The organism is Bradyrhizobium sp. CCBAU 11357, assembly GCF_028128865.1.
Taxonomy (GTDB): domain Bacteria; phylum Pseudomonadota; class Alphaproteobacteria; order Rhizobiales; family Xanthobacteraceae; genus Bradyrhizobium.
In genome coordinates, this window is record NZ_LBJW01000099.1 from 53,466 (window position 1) to 67,207 (window position 13,742).

Annotated in this window: 18 protein-coding genes; 8 read left to right on the forward strand and 10 right to left on the reverse strand. The window is 64.9% G+C overall.

What is annotated here, in order from left to right; genetic code table 11:
* The first annotated feature begins 136 nt into the window (after positions 1 to 136).
* Complete coding sequence (locus tag XI05_RS17265; RefSeq protein WP_271503771.1) at positions 137 to 1,261, forward strand: NAD(P)/FAD-dependent oxidoreductase; 1,125 nt, start codon at positions 137 to 139, stop codon at positions 1,259 to 1,261.
* Between the two features lie 145 nt (positions 1,262 to 1,406).
* Here the strand turns inward: XI05_RS17265 and XI05_RS17270 are convergent, their stop codons facing one another.
* Positions 1,407 to 1,586, reverse strand: a complete 180-nt coding sequence (locus tag XI05_RS17270; protein WP_025034152.1) for a YdcH family protein — start codon at positions 1,584 to 1,586, stop codon at positions 1,407 to 1,409.
* A 329-nt stretch (positions 1,587 to 1,915) separates the two neighbouring features.
* Here XI05_RS17270 and XI05_RS17275 point away from each other — a divergent pair, with 329 nt between their 5' ends.
* The 3 genes from XI05_RS17275 (at position 1,916) to XI05_RS17285 (ending at position 2,819) form a co-directional block, all read left to right on the forward strand.
* Positions 1,916 to 2,122, forward strand: a complete 207-nt coding sequence (locus tag XI05_RS17275; protein WP_008546179.1) for a YdcH family protein — start codon at positions 1,916 to 1,918, stop codon at positions 2,120 to 2,122.
* Positions 2,123 to 2,252: 130 nt separating this feature from the next.
* Positions 2,253 to 2,471, forward strand: coding sequence for a hypothetical protein (locus XI05_RS17280; protein WP_007596256.1), 219 nt, complete (start codon positions 2,253 to 2,255; stop codon positions 2,469 to 2,471).
* A 96-nt stretch (positions 2,472 to 2,567) separates the two neighbouring features.
* A complete protein-coding gene (locus XI05_RS17285) occupies positions 2,568 to 2,819 on the forward strand; it encodes a hypothetical protein (protein ID WP_172784742.1) in 252 nt (83 codons plus the stop codon).
* Here XI05_RS17285 and XI05_RS17290 read toward each other — a convergent pair.
* Complete coding sequence (locus XI05_RS17290) at positions 2,816 to 3,526, reverse strand: GGDEF domain-containing protein (protein ID WP_271503775.1); 711 nt, start codon at positions 3,524 to 3,526, stop codon at positions 2,816 to 2,818. The genes XI05_RS17285 and XI05_RS17290 overlap by 4 nt on opposite strands.
* Positions 3,527 to 3,668: 142 nt before the next feature.
* On the opposite strand from XI05_RS17290, the gene purE reads away from it, so the two are divergent.
* Entirely contained in the window at positions 3,669 to 4,157 is a 489-nt protein-coding gene (gene purE / locus XI05_RS17295; protein WP_172784744.1) for a 5-(carboxyamino)imidazole ribonucleotide mutase, read from the forward strand.
* Positions 4,154 to 5,260 carry a 5-(carboxyamino)imidazole ribonucleotide synthase gene (locus XI05_RS17300; protein ID WP_271503779.1) on the forward strand — a complete coding sequence of 369 codons (1,107 nt, stop codon included), beginning with the start codon at positions 4,154 to 4,156 and terminating at the stop codon, positions 5,258 to 5,260. The genes purE and XI05_RS17300 overlap by 4 nt, the downstream gene beginning before the upstream one ends.
* Before the next feature lie 43 nt (positions 5,261 to 5,303).
* Here the strand turns inward: XI05_RS17300 and aqpZ are convergent, their stop codons facing one another.
* Positions 5,304 to 6,026 carry an aquaporin Z gene (gene aqpZ / locus XI05_RS17305; protein WP_271503781.1) on the reverse strand — a complete coding sequence of 241 codons (723 nt, stop codon included), beginning with the start codon at positions 6,024 to 6,026 and terminating at the stop codon, positions 5,304 to 5,306.
* A 259-nt stretch (positions 6,027 to 6,285) separates the two neighbouring features.
* Here aqpZ and rpsU point away from each other — a divergent pair, with 259 nt between their 5' ends.
* Together rpsU and XI05_RS17315 are read left to right on the forward strand one after the other, a co-directional pair.
* A complete protein-coding gene (rpsU, locus tag XI05_RS17310; RefSeq protein WP_008546194.1) occupies positions 6,286 to 6,582 on the forward strand; it encodes a 30S ribosomal protein S21 in 297 nt (98 codons plus the stop codon).
* A 101-nt stretch (positions 6,583 to 6,683) separates the two neighbouring features.
* Positions 6,684 to 7,334 carry a tetratricopeptide repeat protein gene (locus XI05_RS17315; protein WP_271503787.1) on the forward strand — a complete coding sequence of 217 codons (651 nt, stop codon included), beginning with the start codon at positions 6,684 to 6,686 and terminating at the stop codon, positions 7,332 to 7,334.
* Positions 7,335 to 7,360: 26 nt separating this feature from the next.
* Here XI05_RS17315 and XI05_RS17320 read toward each other — a convergent pair whose 3' ends face one another.
* The 7 genes from XI05_RS17320 to XI05_RS17350 form a co-directional block, all read right to left on the reverse strand.
* Complete coding sequence (locus XI05_RS17320) at positions 7,361 to 8,266, reverse strand: hypothetical protein (protein WP_271503790.1); 906 nt, start codon at positions 8,264 to 8,266, stop codon at positions 7,361 to 7,363.
* Positions 8,267 to 8,358: 92 nt separating this feature from the next.
* A complete protein-coding gene (locus tag XI05_RS17325; protein ID WP_271503792.1) occupies positions 8,359 to 8,643 on the reverse strand; it encodes a cupin domain-containing protein in 285 nt (94 codons plus the stop codon).
* A gap of 12 nt (positions 8,644 to 8,655) precedes the next feature.
* Entirely contained in the window at positions 8,656 to 9,753 is a 1,098-nt protein-coding gene (locus tag XI05_RS17330; RefSeq protein WP_271503795.1) for a calcium:proton antiporter, read from the reverse strand.
* Between the two features lie 134 nt (positions 9,754 to 9,887).
* A complete protein-coding gene (locus tag XI05_RS17335; RefSeq protein ID WP_271504009.1) occupies positions 9,888 to 11,273 on the reverse strand; it encodes a sodium:proton antiporter in 1,386 nt (461 codons plus the stop codon).
* Between the two features lie 46 nt (positions 11,274 to 11,319).
* Complete coding sequence (locus XI05_RS17340) at positions 11,320 to 12,117, reverse strand: alpha/beta hydrolase (RefSeq protein ID WP_271504011.1); 798 nt, start codon at positions 12,115 to 12,117, stop codon at positions 11,320 to 11,322.
* Positions 12,118 to 12,143: 26 nt separating this feature from the next.
* Positions 12,144 to 12,314 carry a hypothetical protein gene (locus XI05_RS17345; protein ID WP_271503798.1) on the reverse strand — a complete coding sequence of 57 codons (171 nt, stop codon included), beginning with the start codon at positions 12,312 to 12,314 and terminating at the stop codon, positions 12,144 to 12,146.
* Between the two features lie 13 nt (positions 12,315 to 12,327).
* Positions 12,328 to 13,725, reverse strand: a complete 1,398-nt coding sequence (locus XI05_RS17350; RefSeq protein WP_172784751.1) for an NAD(P)(+) transhydrogenase (Re/Si-specific) subunit beta — start codon at positions 13,723 to 13,725, stop codon at positions 12,328 to 12,330.
* Positions 13,726 to 13,742: the final 17 nt, after the last annotated feature.

Sequence of the window (13,742 nt, forward strand, 5' to 3'; positions counted from 1 at the left end):
GGAACAACAGAATAATGTCACGTGAAATACGGCAATTGCCCTGTCATGATAAACGCCATCTTAACGGAAGCCCCGCCTGCGCCGCCGTTGGCGGACCATACGCCACCGATGCTTCCAACTGGTATCATGCACAACCATGGATAGGGTCGACTGCGTCGTTATCGGAGCCGGCGTGGTCGGTCTCGCGGTGGCCCGGAAGCTCGCCCAGGCCGGGCGCGAGGTGATCGTGCTCGAGGAAGCCGAGGCGATCGGCACCGTCACCTCCTCGCGCAACAGCGAGGTGATCCATGCCGGCATCTATTACCGCGCCGGGAGCTGGATGGCGCGCATGTGCGTGGCCGGCAAGCACGCGCTCTACCGCTACTGCGACGAGCGCGGCATCCCGCACAAGAATTGCGGCAAGCTGATCGTCGCGACCAGCCCGAAAGAGACCGAGAAGCTGCAATCGATCAAGGCCCATGCCGAGGCCAACGGCGTGCTCGACATGCAGCTGCTCTCGGGCGAGGCCGCACGCACGCTGGAGCCGGCGCTCGCCTGCGACGCCGCGCTGCTGTCACCGTCGACGGGCATCATCGACAGCCACGCCTACATGCTGTCGCTGCGCGGCGAAGCCGAGGACGCCGGCGCGGCTTTCGCGTTTCACACTCCGCTGATCCGTGCCAGGGCGGCGGCCGGATTCATCGAGATCGATGCCGGCGGCGAGGCGCCGATGACCCTGCAATGCAGCCTCCTCGTCAACGCCGCGGGGCTGTCGGCAACGCATGTGGCGCGCAGCATCGACGGCATGCCGCTGGATCGGATTCCGCCGGCCTATCTCGCCAAGGGAAACTATTTCAGCTGCAACGCCAAGGCGCCATTCTCGCGCCTGATCTATCCGGTGCCCGAGCCCGGCGGATTGGGGGTGCACCTGACGCTGGACATGGCAGGACAGGCACGCTTCGGGCCTGACGTCGAATGGATCGAGACGATCGATTACGAGGTCGACCCCTCACGCGCCGAGCGGTTCTATCCCGCGATCCGCAAATACTGGCCGACGCTGCCTGACGGCGTGCTGATGCCGAGCTATTCCGGCATCCGCCCGAAGATCGTGCCGCCGGCCGTGGCCACGCAGGATTTCATGATGCAGGGCCCGCGCGATCACGGCGTTGCAGGCCTGATCAATCTGTTCGGCATCGAATCGCCGGGATTGACGTCCTCGCTCGCGATCGCCGATCACGTCGCCGAGCTCGCAGACATCGAGAGCGCTTCGAGAAGCGGATAAGTGTTGGTGTCGAGACCACGCGTCCAAACAAGACTGGGCGCCGCGCAAACCTGTTGCACGGTGCACACCTTGCAGCAGGGATGAGCACGAATGCTCTCATCCCTGCGTGAAGGATGTGATCAACTCTACACTGTCACGGGGGTTACTAGTGGAGCGTGTCGCCTTGCTTCAAACGCTCGATCTGGTCCTTGACCATCAACTTCCGGCGCTTCAACTCAACAATTTGCAGGTCGTCTGTTGAAAGGTGCACGAGAGCTTCGTGCAATTCGTTTTCGAGAAGTTTGTGCTTCCGTTCCAATTCAACGAGATGTGCCTGAATTGTCATTCGAAACCTCCTCGGTAGGGTTGAACCTCAGGATTCGATCCGGACGCCCAAGTCTACATCACCGATTCGTCCTGTCGATGGGTAACCGTCGTCGCACCGTCATTTTTGAAAGTTCATATGTAACGAAGCGTGACTAGGGGAACCACGCCGGAAAAATCCATGATATCAATGCGACGGCGCAGCGCCGCAGCCCCTCGCAGAAATATCTTGCGGGAGATCGGCGACGAGGGATCGCAGATCGCTTGCGATCACGCGGCGCAAGGACGATAATTTCCACAGGGCATCCACAGCCCAGATCTCACGCCTATCGGTTTTCGGCCACCGCAGACATGACCAATGAAGATGAGCGTGAGCTCGAAGCCGAGCTCACCCGGTTGCAGCAGGAACACCGAGATCTCGATGCGGCGATCGATGCGTTGCATCAATCGCCCGCCCCCGACCTGTTGCGGTTACAGCGCCTGAAAAAGCGCAAGCTGTTGTTGCGCGACCGCATCGCGTTCATCGAAGACCAGATTACGCCCGACATCATCGCCTGAGCCCGAGCCGGTCTCGCGCGGCGCCCGCCGCTCCCGAATCCGCTTGACTCGATAAGAACAAAATAGGAACATTCGCGGGCACCCCAGCACCTCAGAGAACGCTCAAGCACAACACACGAGGACAACGCAGATGTCGGCGACCGCCCTTCTCGACAACAGCCATTATGAACAGGCCTGCGATCAGGCGATCGCGATGTGCGACGGCAATCTGCGCAGCACCATCAAGGCGCTGATCATGGCCAACGAATATCTGGAAGCCGAGCTGGAGGAATTGCAGGCGGCAATTTCCGCGGGCTGCATTCCGGAGACCTCGCGCAGCAAGATGCGGAGCAAGAGCAGCGCCGCCTGATTTTCAAGCGCGAAGGGATCGCGCTTTGTTTTAAGCATGATCTTGTCGGAAAACCGCTTCACACTTTTCCGGATCATGCTCCATCGGAGCAACGCCATGTCGGATGTGACCTATTACGTTGCAATGCCCTTTTTGATCGATGATGACGGATCCCCCGTCGCAGGCGCGGCAGAGGAGTGCCAGTCCTCGACGGCGGCGCTGCGACGCGCAGAGATTCTGGCGCGCGGCGCCGGCCATATCGGCGCGGTCGCATTCAGCCGCAGCGGCGATCCCATGACCGGCGAGTTCGGGGATGCGACGCTGCTGCGCAAGTTCGGCAACGTGCCGGAAGATCTTGCAACCCTCTAGACTGGCGCTCGCTGCGGAGCCTGATCCGCCGCCTCGTGCCGGCGGTGCGCCTTGCGCACATACATGGCGGCATCCGCCTCCTCCAGGGCGCGAGCTGCCGCGGACTGCGGACCGAGCAGGGCGACGCCCGCCGAGGCGCCCGCGGTCACGTGCTGGCCGCGAAAGACGAAGGACAATTCGTCGATCGCCTGCTCCAGGGCGGCGGCCTTCGCCTTGGCATCGGTCTCGCTGAGATTCCAGAGCAGCAGCGCGAACTCATCGCCGCCAAGGCGGCCGACCACGTCGGAGGCGCGGACCTGTCGCGTCAGCGTGGCGACAATCGCCTTGAGCACCTCATCGCCGGCGGCATGACCGAAGGAATCATTGATCGGCTTCAGCCGATCGACGTCGAGCACGATCAGCGCCCCGCTGGCGCGGTAGCGCTTCATATAGGCGATGGCGCGCGCGAGCTCGCGCTCGAAACCGCGCCGGTTGGGGATATCGAGCAGGAAATCGGTGTCGGCGGCCGCCTCGAGTTCCGAGATCCGCAGCAGGGCTGCCTTGAGCTTGCTCCTGAGGCCGCGAATGGCCGCCTTGCTGTCGTCGGCAGCAGGCGCTCCGCGCAAGGCCGGTTCGGCCGCGCGGCTCGAAACGGCTTTGGATCGGCCGGCGCTGATGGTCCGGCCCTTTCCGGCCTTCGCAGAGCTCGCCCTTTTTGGTTTCTTCATGGGCATCCTGCTCAATGAAGGCTTGCGGGGATTCACCAAGACAGGATAGTGGATTCCCTTCTCCTTGCCACCGCCTTGCGAGCCGCCGGCCGGAAACGTTAATCTGGCCTATCTTTCTGTTTTTCTGGGCACAATTGACGTCATGACCGCGCCAATCGCCATCATCATGGGCAGCCAGTCGGACTGGGACACGATGCGGCACGCCGCCGACACGCTTGACGCGCTCGGCATTGCTGCCGACAGCCGCATCGTTTCGGCCCACCGCACACCCGACCGGTTGTTCGCCTTCGCCAAGGGCGCCAAGGCCGCGGGTTACAAAGTCATCATCGCCGGGGCCGGTGGCGCGGCACATCTGCCCGGCATGGCGGCGGCGCTGACGGAACTCCCGGTGTTCGGCGTTCCCGTCGAATCCAGGACGCTCAAGGGCGTCGATTCGCTCTATTCGATCGTCCAGATGCCCGCGGGCATCCCGGTCGGCACCCTCGCCATCGGCAAGGCCGGCGCGATCAATGCCGCGCTGCTGGCGGCCGCCGTGCTGGCGCTGTCCGACCCGGCCCTGTCGGATCGCCTCGCCGCCTGGCGCAAGGCGCAAACCGAGGCGGTCGCCGAGCGCCCGGAGGACCAGGCGTGACGGACACCAGGCACGTGAAGCTGAAGCCCGGTGACACCATCGGAATCCTCGGCGGCGGACAATTGGGCCGGATGCTGGCCATGGCCGCGGCGCGGCTCGGCCTGCGCTGCCAGGTGTTCTCGCCCGATCCGGATTCGCCGGCCTTCGACGTCGTGCTGAACGCGACCTGCGCCGAATATGCCGACGTCGAGGCGCTCGAATTGTTCGCGCACGATGTCGACGTCATCACCTACGAATTCGAGAACGTGCCGGCGGCAGCCGCGCTGGTGCTGGACGCGCGCCGCCCGGTGCTGCCCAATCGCAAGATCCTCGAGACCACCCAGGACCGGCTCGCCGAGAAGGATTTCGTGACCCGGCTCGGTATCGGCACTGCCGCCTATGCCGACGTCACCTCCGTCTCCTCGCTGCGCGAGGCGATCGCCAGGATCGGCCTTCCGGCCGTGCTGAAAACCCGCCGCTTCGGCTATGACGGCAAGGGCCAGGCCATCATCCGCGAGGGCGACGACATCGCGAAAGTGTGGACCAGCCTCGCCACCAAATCGGCGATCCTGGAGGCCTTCGTGCCCTACGAGCGCGAGATCTCCGTGATCGCCGCGCGCTCCGCCACCGGCGAGGTCGAGTGCTTCGACGTCACCGAGAACGAGCACCGCGACCACATCCTGAAGATATCGCGTGCACCCGCGCCGATCCCGGATGCGCTCGCCGAGGAGGCGCGCAGCATCGCCGGCAAGATCGCAAGCGCGCTCGACTATGTCGGCGTGCTGGCGGTCGAGATGTTCGTGCTCGCCAACGGCACCGGGCCGAAGGTGCTGGTCAACGAGATCGCGCCGCGCGTGCACAATTCCGGACACTGGACGCTCGATGGCGCCTCCATCTCGCAGTTCGAGCAGCACATCCGCGCCATCGCCGGCTGGCCGCTCGGCAAGCCGGTACGCCACGGCGACGTCGTCACCATGACCAACCTGATCGGGGACGAGATCAAGGACTACGAAAAGTGGCTGAGCGTGCCGGGCGCGACCGTGCACGTCTACGGCAAGGGCACGCCGCGCCCCGGCCGCAAGATGGGCCACGTCACCGAAGTCAGGCCGCCCCGGGACGAGTGACGGGATCGCAGCAAAGGCTGCAATCCCGCCGGGTGCTTTTCGACTACGCCGTCTTCACGCCCGCAACGACGCCGGTGGGCTCCTCGCTGAGCCAGCGATAGATCACCCCGCCGAGCGCACCGCCGATCAGCGGCGCGATCCAGAACAGCCAGAGCTGCGACAGCGCCCAGCCGCCGACGAACAGCGCCGGGCCGGTGCTGCGCGCCGGGTTCACCGAGGTGTTGGTGACGGGAATGCTGACGAGATGGATCATCACCAGTGCGAGCCCGATCGCCAGCGGTGCGAAACCCGCCGGCGCGCGGCCATGGGTGGCCCCCATGATGATGAACAGGAACATCATGGTCATCACCACCTCGGTGAGGAAGCACACGATCATGCTGTACTGGCCGGGCGAATGCGCGTCATAGCCGTTGGAGGCAAAGCCCTTGCCGACGTCGAAGCCGGGCGCCCCGCTGGCAATGACATAGAGCAGCCAGGCGGCAATGATCGCCCCCGCCACTTGGGCGACGATGTAAGGCAGGACCTGCCCCGCCGGAAAACGGCCACCGGCGGTAAGACCGACCGTGACGGCCGGGTTGAGATGGCAGCCGGAGATGTGGCCGATCGCATAGGCCATGGTGACGACGCTCAATCCGAAGGCCAGGGACACGCCGACCAGCCCGATTCCCACCTGCGGGAAGCCGGCCGCAATCACCGCGCTTCCGCAGCCCGCGAATGTGAGCCAGAAGGTGCCGATGGCTTCGGCAGCATATTTTTTGATGTCCATTGTGGTCCCCTCATTGCAAGATTCCGGAACAAAGCTCCGGCGCGGCCCCGTCCTCGGCGCCAAACCGCCCAAATCGGGGCCGCACGGAGGTATTTTCGCCGCATTTAATGGCCGAACTTGGCCCGAAAACCCGCTTGGCCGGTGGACATCTGCTGTTTTGTCTGATACATCCGCGCGCTCAAGGTTAAGGGCTTGCGCGTTTCGCCATCCCCTTTGACTTACCAGAATTCAAATCCGATCCACCTGAAGAGGATGCCGCGTGCAGGTTCTCGTTCGCGATAACAATGTTGATCAAGCCCTCAAGGCGCTGAAGAAGAAGATGCAGCGCGAGGGAATTTTCCGCGAGATGAAGCTCCGCGGTCATTACGAGAAGCCCTCCGAGAAGAAGGCCCGCGAAAAGGCCGAAGCCGTGCGCCGTGCGCGCAAGCTCGCCCGCAAGAAGCTGCAGCGCGAAGGCCTGCTGCCGATGAAGCCGAAGCCGGTGTTCGGCGCCGGCCCGGGCGGCGATCGCGGCGGTCGTGGCGGCCCCGGTGCAGGTCCGCGCGGACCGCGCTGATCCGATTCAGCAAGACTTCAGTTTTCGATGACGCGGGCCCCAGGCCCGCGTTATTGTTTTGAGGACTTGTCGGATCAAGCTCTAGCGCGAGCGAACCGTAGATGGCCTCCCCTTTCCCTCAGCGCGGCTTTGCGCGACGGCGCCGGATCTGGCAGCCGCCGCTCGCGGTGGCGTTGACGGGAATCGCGCTGTGCGGCTGCTCGTTCGATCTGGGATCGCTGATGCCGGAGAAGGACAAGCCGCAGGAAGCGCCCAAGGCCGCCACGCCAGCCGAGAGCGCGGTAAGCGCCGGCAACGTCACCGAAGCTCAGGCCCATACCGCGAAGGCCCAGTCCCTGGCGAAGTCAGGCGAGACCGCGGCAGCGCTCGACGAGTTCAACCGCGCGGTCGGCCTCGATCCCTATAATGCGCAGGCGCTCTATGGCCGCGCCCTGATCTACCAGGGCAACAACCAGCACGACTTCGCGATCGCCGATTTCAGCGCCGCCAGCGGCCTCAACCCGCAAAAGGCCGAGCCGCTGCTCGGCCGCGCCACCAGCTATCTCGCGCTCGGCAAGGTCAAGGAGGCCGCAGCCGATCTCGATGAAGCCTCCGAGGCCGATCCGCACAATGCCCAGGTCTGGACCGCGCGCGGTCAGGCCTATGAGCGGCTGGGCGACAAGGCCAAGGCGGCGGCGTCCTACACCAGGGCGGTCGCGCTTCGTCCACGCGACGAACCCGCCCGCAGCGGTCTCGCCCGCGTCGGCGGCTGACCGTTTGGTGTAGCCTGAGCGTAGTTCTAGTCGGGGGTAGCGCTCTTGGGCAGAACGGCGTTGAACATCGACTTCATGCCCGACAGCATCTCGTCGGCGACATTGGTCTTCTTCGGCCGCGGCATGGCGGCGCCCGCATCGGCACGCAGGTCGAGCGGTGGCGCGATGACCGGCACGGGAATGTCGGCCGGCGGCGTCACCCGATTCGGATCGTCGTTGCCGACCGAGGCCGTGTAGGGCGGATTGGAGCCCGCATTGCCATAGGCCTCGGGCGAAGGCGTCGAGACATTGATCGGCGGCGGCAGCGGACGGACCGGGGACGGCTCCACATTCACGACCCGCGGGGCCTCCGGCGTGCGGGCAGCGTCCCGCACCGCAGGCTCGGCCGGCTTGGTCTCCGAAGCGCGAGCCTCGGCAGGCTTGGTTTCCGACGATTTGGCCTCGGCAGCCTTGCCCTCGGGTGATTTGCGCAGGCGCTCGATCGCAGCACGCGCCAGATCGTTGGCGTCGGGAGCCGGGGAAGCCGCCGTCGGGGCCGAATTGGCCTCGACCACCGGAGCAGAGGCAGCCGGTGCGGATTTCGCCGCGGCCTTGTCGCGGGTAGAGGGTCGGCCGCGCGGGGCGGCGTCAGCGGGAGCCACGTCTGCGGCCTTGGTCTCGGCGGCCGGCGGACGATCGGCTGGCTTCTCGGCTGCCGACTTGTCCGTCACGCTCTTCTCGGGGATGCCCTTGGCCTTGACGCCAGGCGCGGGAAGGTTGGCGCTATCGGTCGGCTTGCCGTCGCCGCCGGTCTGGGCAGGCGCGGTCACGGCGGCTGGGGTATCGGCGGCCGGCTTGGCGTTGATGTAATGATTGACGATGTAGGCCCCGATGATCGTCGCGAGCACCGAGGGGAAAATATCCATCGAAATTTTTGCGAGGTATTTCAGCATTCCGACCACTCCCCGCGCGACCTGATGCGGGAACTTTAGGGCATTGTGAGGGATCAACTGCGACGGATCGATGGCAAAGGGTGGCGCGCCCCCTAGCGTTTCAGCTCAATTTCAAGGAACACGATCTCAGTTGAGGTTTCGTTAAGTACGTCATGCTGGACGCCGGCCTTGCGGAAATAGGATTTTCCGGCGGCAAGCTGCGCCTTGGACCGTTCGCCATTGGGCGCCACGATGGTCATCTCGCCGGCGGCGACCGGAACGATCACATAGTCCATCCCATGGGTGTGGTGGCCGGTGGCGCTGCCGGGAGCAAGCCGCCATTCGGTCACCCGGACCTCCTCGTTGTCGATCTGGACGTCGGACTTGGCGGCAAGCACCGGGAGCTCCTTCTAGGGCACGAAAACCATGAACACGTAGACGGCAAATACCACCATATGCACCAGGCCGAACAGGACGTTGGTTCTGCCTGTGCCGAAGGTCAGCATGCTCAGGAAGAAGGTCAGCAGCAAAAGGACGCTGCCCTGGGCGCTGAGGCCGAGCTCGAGTTCCTTGTCGAGCGCATAGGTCGCGACGCCGACGGCAGGAATGGTCAGGCCGATGGTCGCCAGCGAAGAGCCGAGGGCGAGATTGATGCTCTTCTGGAGGTCGTTCCTGCGCGCCGCCGCGACGGCCGCAACGCCCTCGGGCATCAGGATCAGCAGCGCGACCAGAAGGCCGGCGAAGGCCGGTGGCGCCCCGATCCTGGCGCCCACGGCATCGACCACCAGCGAGAATTTCTTGGCGAGCAGCACGACCGCCAGAAGCGAGACCAGGAGCAACACCACGGTGAGCGCGAGTGCCCCTGCCGACACGTGCGCCGCCCCGCCCTCGCCGTCGGCACGTTCGTGCACGAAGTAATCCTTGTGCAGGACCGTCTGGGTGTAGAGAAACACCGCATAGAGCGCCAGCGTGACCACGTCGACGAAGCCGAGCTGGACCGCCGAATAGACCGGCCCCGGCGTGGTGGTGGTGTAGTTCGGCATGATCAGCGTGATGGTCGCGAGCGCGAACAGGACGCTGAGATAGACGTTGGCGCCGGAGAGCTGAAAGCCCTGCTCGCGATAGCGCAGGCCGCCGATGAAGATGCAGAGCCCGACGAGGCCGTTGCAGACGATCATGACCACGGCGAATACGGTGTCGCGGGCCAGTGCCGGGGCAGGCTTGTCGCCCAGCATGATCGTGGTGATCAACGCGACCTCGATGATGGTCACCGACAGCGTCAGCACCAGCGTGCCATAGGGTTCGCCGACCCGCTCCGCGATCACCTCGGCATGATGAACCGCAGCGAACACCGTGCCGAACAGAATGACCAGGAGGACGATTGCGAAGAGCAGTCCGCCAATCGACAGCGAGAACACGTAATCCGTCGCGCTGACGGCCGCGAACAACAGCAAGGCCAGCGCCGGAAAGACCCAGGCCGACCGGGGCATCGGATCATGCGCGCTCATCCACCGGCTCCAATCCCAGCATGATCCGGAAAAGTGTGTTGCGGTTTTCCGATATGATCATGCGCAATCGAAAAACCGAGGTGCGATGAAATTCATCGCAGCTCGGCCGAGCAGTAGCAAATCGGCCGGCAGATTCAATGCCAGTGCAGGATCGGCGCGACCGGCAGGAACGTCAGCAACAGGAACAGCGGGATCAGCACGGCGCCCGCGCGCAGGAGATAACCGAAGAAGCTCGGCATCTCGATGCCGTTCTCGCGGGCGATGCTGCTCACCATGAAGTTCGGCGCGTTGCCGATATAGGTAAGCGCTCCCATGTAGACGGCTCCCATCGAGATCGAGGCGAGCGTGCCCGAGAGCTCATGCATCAGCACCTGCGGGTCGCCGCCGGCGAGCTCGAAGAACAACAGATAGGTCGGCGCATTGTCGAGGAATGCCGACATCAGTCCGGTGAACCAGAAATAGGCGACCTCGCGCGGGGTGCCGTCCGGCGCCGTCACGGCCGACAGCAGCCAGGCGAACGCGCCGTGATGGCCGGCATTGAGCATGGCAATGACCGGGATGATGGCGACGAAGATGCCCGCGAACAGCTTTGCGACCTCGCGGATCGGCTCCCAGGTGAAGCCGTTGGCCTGCCTGTGCTCGTCGGGCGTCAGCCACACCGACAGCGCCGCGATGGCCAGCAGCACCAGATTGCGAACGAGGTCCTCCAGGTCCAGCCTGGTGCCGAGAACATCGAACGCGATGCCGGGCCTCCACATCGCCGAGGCGAGCAGGCTGGCGACGATGGCTGCGATCAGCACCAGATTGACGAGGCCGCGGATGCGCAACGGCTCGCCACGGCCTGTGTCAGTGGGCGGCGGCTCGCTGCGAAAGCGCCAGACGTCGACGACGGCGAAGATCGCGAGCAACAGACCGGCAACCAGCGTGGTCTGCAACCAGATGGTCCGCGTGGTCCAGAAGAAGTCGACACCGTGGAGGAAGCCGACGAAGAGCGGGGGATCGCCGAGCGGGCTCAGCGCGCCGCCGACATTGGCCACCAGGATGATGAAGAAGACGACGACATGGGCGTTGTGGCGCCGCAGCCGATTAGCGCGGATCAAGGGGCGGATCAGGATCATCGCGGCACCCGTGGTGCCGACGATGCTCGCCCCCAACGTGCCGAGCGCGAGGATGCCGACATTCGCCGCCGGCGTGCCCTTGATGTCGCCCGTGATGAGAATGCCGCCGGCCACGACATAGAGCGCGAACAGCAGCACGATGAAGCCGAGATATTCGGCGAGCATGGCATGGACCAGCGCCGCCAGCATCGCCATGCCGCCGGCGAAGACGACGAGCGCGGCGAGCGCCAGCAGCGACCAGGCAGCAGTGATCTTGCCGTAATGGTGATGCCAGATCTTCGGCAACAGCAGAGGCCCCAGTGCGATCGACAGCAACAACCCGGCAAAAGGCAGCGCATGGGGCCAGCGCATCGCCGCACCGTCGAGGCCGGTCGCGGCAAGCGCATTCTGCGGCAGAAACATCAAGCAGGAGACAGCGAGCGCGGGAACGTAACGTTGAGCCAAGCCGTCAGCCACCAATGAAGCCTCTCGCCGTTTCGATCGCACCATATTGGTCGAGATTGTCGTGCCCGCCGCCCACCATGCGAACGAACCGCTTGGGCTCGCGCGCGAGTGCGAACAGACGCTCCCCGAACACGATCGAAATGACAAGGTCATTGGTGCCATGCATGACGAGCAGCGGCACCGTGACGCGCGAGATGCGCTGGTCCGAATGGAACGGGTCGCGCATCAGAAGGCGGACCGGAACGAACCAGAACGATGACCCCGCAATGTCGGCCGTCGAGGTATAGGGCGCCTCCAGGATGAGTTTTCCAATGCGCTGCTCCGAGGCGAGCGCAACCGCGACGCCGGTCCCGAGCGAAAAGCCCCAGGCGACGATTCGTTCCGCCGCATAGCGCGCGGTCGTGAATGCGTAGGCGGCGGCAGCGTCGCGCAGCAGGCCCTGTTCGCTCGGCATCCCGCTCGACCCGCCGTAGCCGCGATAGGACAGCGCAACGAGGCCAGTGCCGTCGGCGGTCATCGCCTTGAAACGGCTGACGCGGCCGGCGAGAGAATCGCCATTGCCGTGGAAGTACAGGATCACCGAACGACCGGGCTTGGCCGGCACGTGCCAGACGATGACCTTCTCGCCGTCCGAGGTAGTCAGGACATGCTCTTCCGCCTCGGGAAGGCCCGCAGCATCGGGGGCGGTGCGACCGACGGGCGGGATCGGAAACAGCATCTCGCGCTGGCGGAGATACAGCACGACGAGACCGGCAAGATAGACGGCCACGAGCAGGATGACGGTCCATTTGACGATGGTGATCATTGCGCGGCCGGCCCCGATCCAGACTAGGGCTTGCGACGGCTCCGCAGCAATTTCATGACGTCGGGCCGGAGACTCGCCGGAACGTCGCGACAGCCGCACGCCGCCTTGTGGGCAGCGTGCCAGGCGATGCGCTGCTCGCGCGTCGCCTTGGGCGGCATGCGATGGGACCGGTGCCATTCCTTGTTGATGGCCACGGTCCCTCCCGCGTCACATCGCCTTGACGATGTTCTCGGTGACCTTCTTGGCGTCGCCGAGCAGCATCATCGTGTTGTCGCGGTAGAACAGCGGATTGTCGATACCGGCATAGCCCGAAGCCAGCGAGCGCTTGATGAACATCACCGTGCCGGCCTTCCAGACCTGGAGCACCGGCATGCCGTAGATCGGCGAGGACTTGTCCTCTTCGGCCGCCGGGTTGGTGACGTCGTTGGCGCCGATCACGAAGGCGATGTCGGCCTGCGCGAATTCGGAGTTGATGTCTTCGAGCTCGAACACCTCGTCATAGGGAACGTTGGCTTCGGCGAGCAACACGTTCATGTGGCCGGGCATGCGGCCCGCGACCGGGTGAATGGCGTATTTCACCTCGACGCCTTCCTTCTTCAGGATGTCGGCCATTTCGCGCAGCGCGTGCTGGGCCTGCGCCACCGCCATGCCGTAGCCGGGCACGATGATGACCTTGGAGGCGTTCTTCATGATGAAGGCGGCATCGTCCGCCGAGCCGAGCTTGGCGGGCTTCTGCTCGCCCGTACCGCCGCCGGCCGCAGCGGTCTCACCGCCGAAGCCGCCGAGGATGACCGAGATGAAGGACCGGTTCATCGCGTGGCACATGATGTAGGACAGGATCGCGCCCGAGGAGCCGACCAGCGCGCCGGTAATGATCAGCGCGGAATTGCCGAGCGTGAAGCCGATGCCGGCCGCGGCCCACCCCGAATAGGAGTTCAGCATCGAGATCACGACCGGCATGTCGGCGCCGCCGATCGGGATGATCATGAGCACGCCGAGCAGAAGCGCCAGGATGACGTTCAGCCAGAAGAACACGGGGCTGCCGGTGACGACGAGACCGACGATGCAGGCGACCAGCGCCACCGCGAGCGCGATGTTGATCACGTGGCGGGCCGGCAGGATGATCGGAGCGCCGCTCATCCGTGCCGAAAGCTTGAGGAATGCGATCACCGAGCCGGTGAAGGTCAGCGCGCCGATGGCGACGCCGAGCGACATTTCGACCAGGCTCTGGGTGTGGATATTGCCCGGCGTGCCGATGTCGAACGCCTCGGGCGCATAGAACGCGCCGGCGGCGACCAGCACCGCGGCCATGCCGACCAGCGAGTGGAAGGCCGCGACGAGCTCCGGCATCGACGTCATGGGCACGCGCCGCGCGATCACCGCGCCGATCGCGGCGCCAATCGCGATGCCGACGATCACCAGCACCCACGCGAGACCGTCAGCCGGCGGATGGTTGGCAAGCGTGGTGGCGACCGCGATCGCCATGCCGATCATGCCGAACAGATTGCCCTGGCGCGACGAAGCCGGGCTGGATAGCCCACGCAGCGACAGGATGAACAGCACTCCCGCCACGAGATACAGAAATGCAGAGAGGTTGGCGCTCATCTCAGGTCCCCATTGAT

Bases quoted from the DNA above. Each gene is read 5' to 3' on its own strand.
- XI05_RS17265 (WP_271503771.1), top strand. From the start codon at position 137: ATGGATAGGGTCGACTGCGTCGTTATCGGAGCCGGCGTGGTCGGTCTC.
- XI05_RS17270 (WP_025034152.1), bottom strand. From the start codon at position 1,586: ATGACAATTCAGGCACATCTCGTTGAATTGGAACGGAAGCACAAACTT.
- XI05_RS17275 (WP_008546179.1), top strand. From the start codon at position 1,916: ATGACCAATGAAGATGAGCGTGAGCTCGAAGCCGAGCTCACCCGGTTG.
- XI05_RS17280 (WP_007596256.1), top strand. From the start codon at position 2,253: ATGTCGGCGACCGCCCTTCTCGACAACAGCCATTATGAACAGGCCTGC.
- XI05_RS17285 (WP_172784742.1), top strand. From the start codon at position 2,568: ATGTCGGATGTGACCTATTACGTTGCAATGCCCTTTTTGATCGATGAT.
- XI05_RS17290 (WP_271503775.1), bottom strand. From the start codon at position 3,526: ATGAAGAAACCAAAAAGGGCGAGCTCTGCGAAGGCCGGAAAGGGCCGG.
- purE (WP_172784744.1), top strand. From the start codon at position 3,669: ATGACCGCGCCAATCGCCATCATCATGGGCAGCCAGTCGGACTGGGAC.
- aqpZ (WP_271503781.1), bottom strand. From the start codon at position 6,026: ATGGACATCAAAAAATATGCTGCCGAAGCCATCGGCACCTTCTGGCTC.
- XI05_RS17315 (WP_271503787.1), top strand. From the start codon at position 6,684: ATGGCCTCCCCTTTCCCTCAGCGCGGCTTTGCGCGACGGCGCCGGATC.
- XI05_RS17320 (WP_271503790.1), bottom strand. From the start codon at position 8,266: ATGCTGAAATACCTCGCAAAAATTTCGATGGATATTTTCCCCTCGGTG.
- XI05_RS17330 (WP_271503795.1), bottom strand. From the start codon at position 9,753: ATGAGCGCGCATGATCCGATGCCCCGGTCGGCCTGGGTCTTTCCGGCG.
- XI05_RS17335 (WP_271504009.1), bottom strand. From the start codon at position 11,273: ATGTTTCTGCCGCAGAATGCGCTTGCCGCGACCGGCCTCGACGGTGCG.
- XI05_RS17350 (WP_172784751.1), bottom strand. From the start codon at position 13,725: ATGAGCGCCAACCTCTCTGCATTTCTGTATCTCGTGGCGGGAGTGCTG.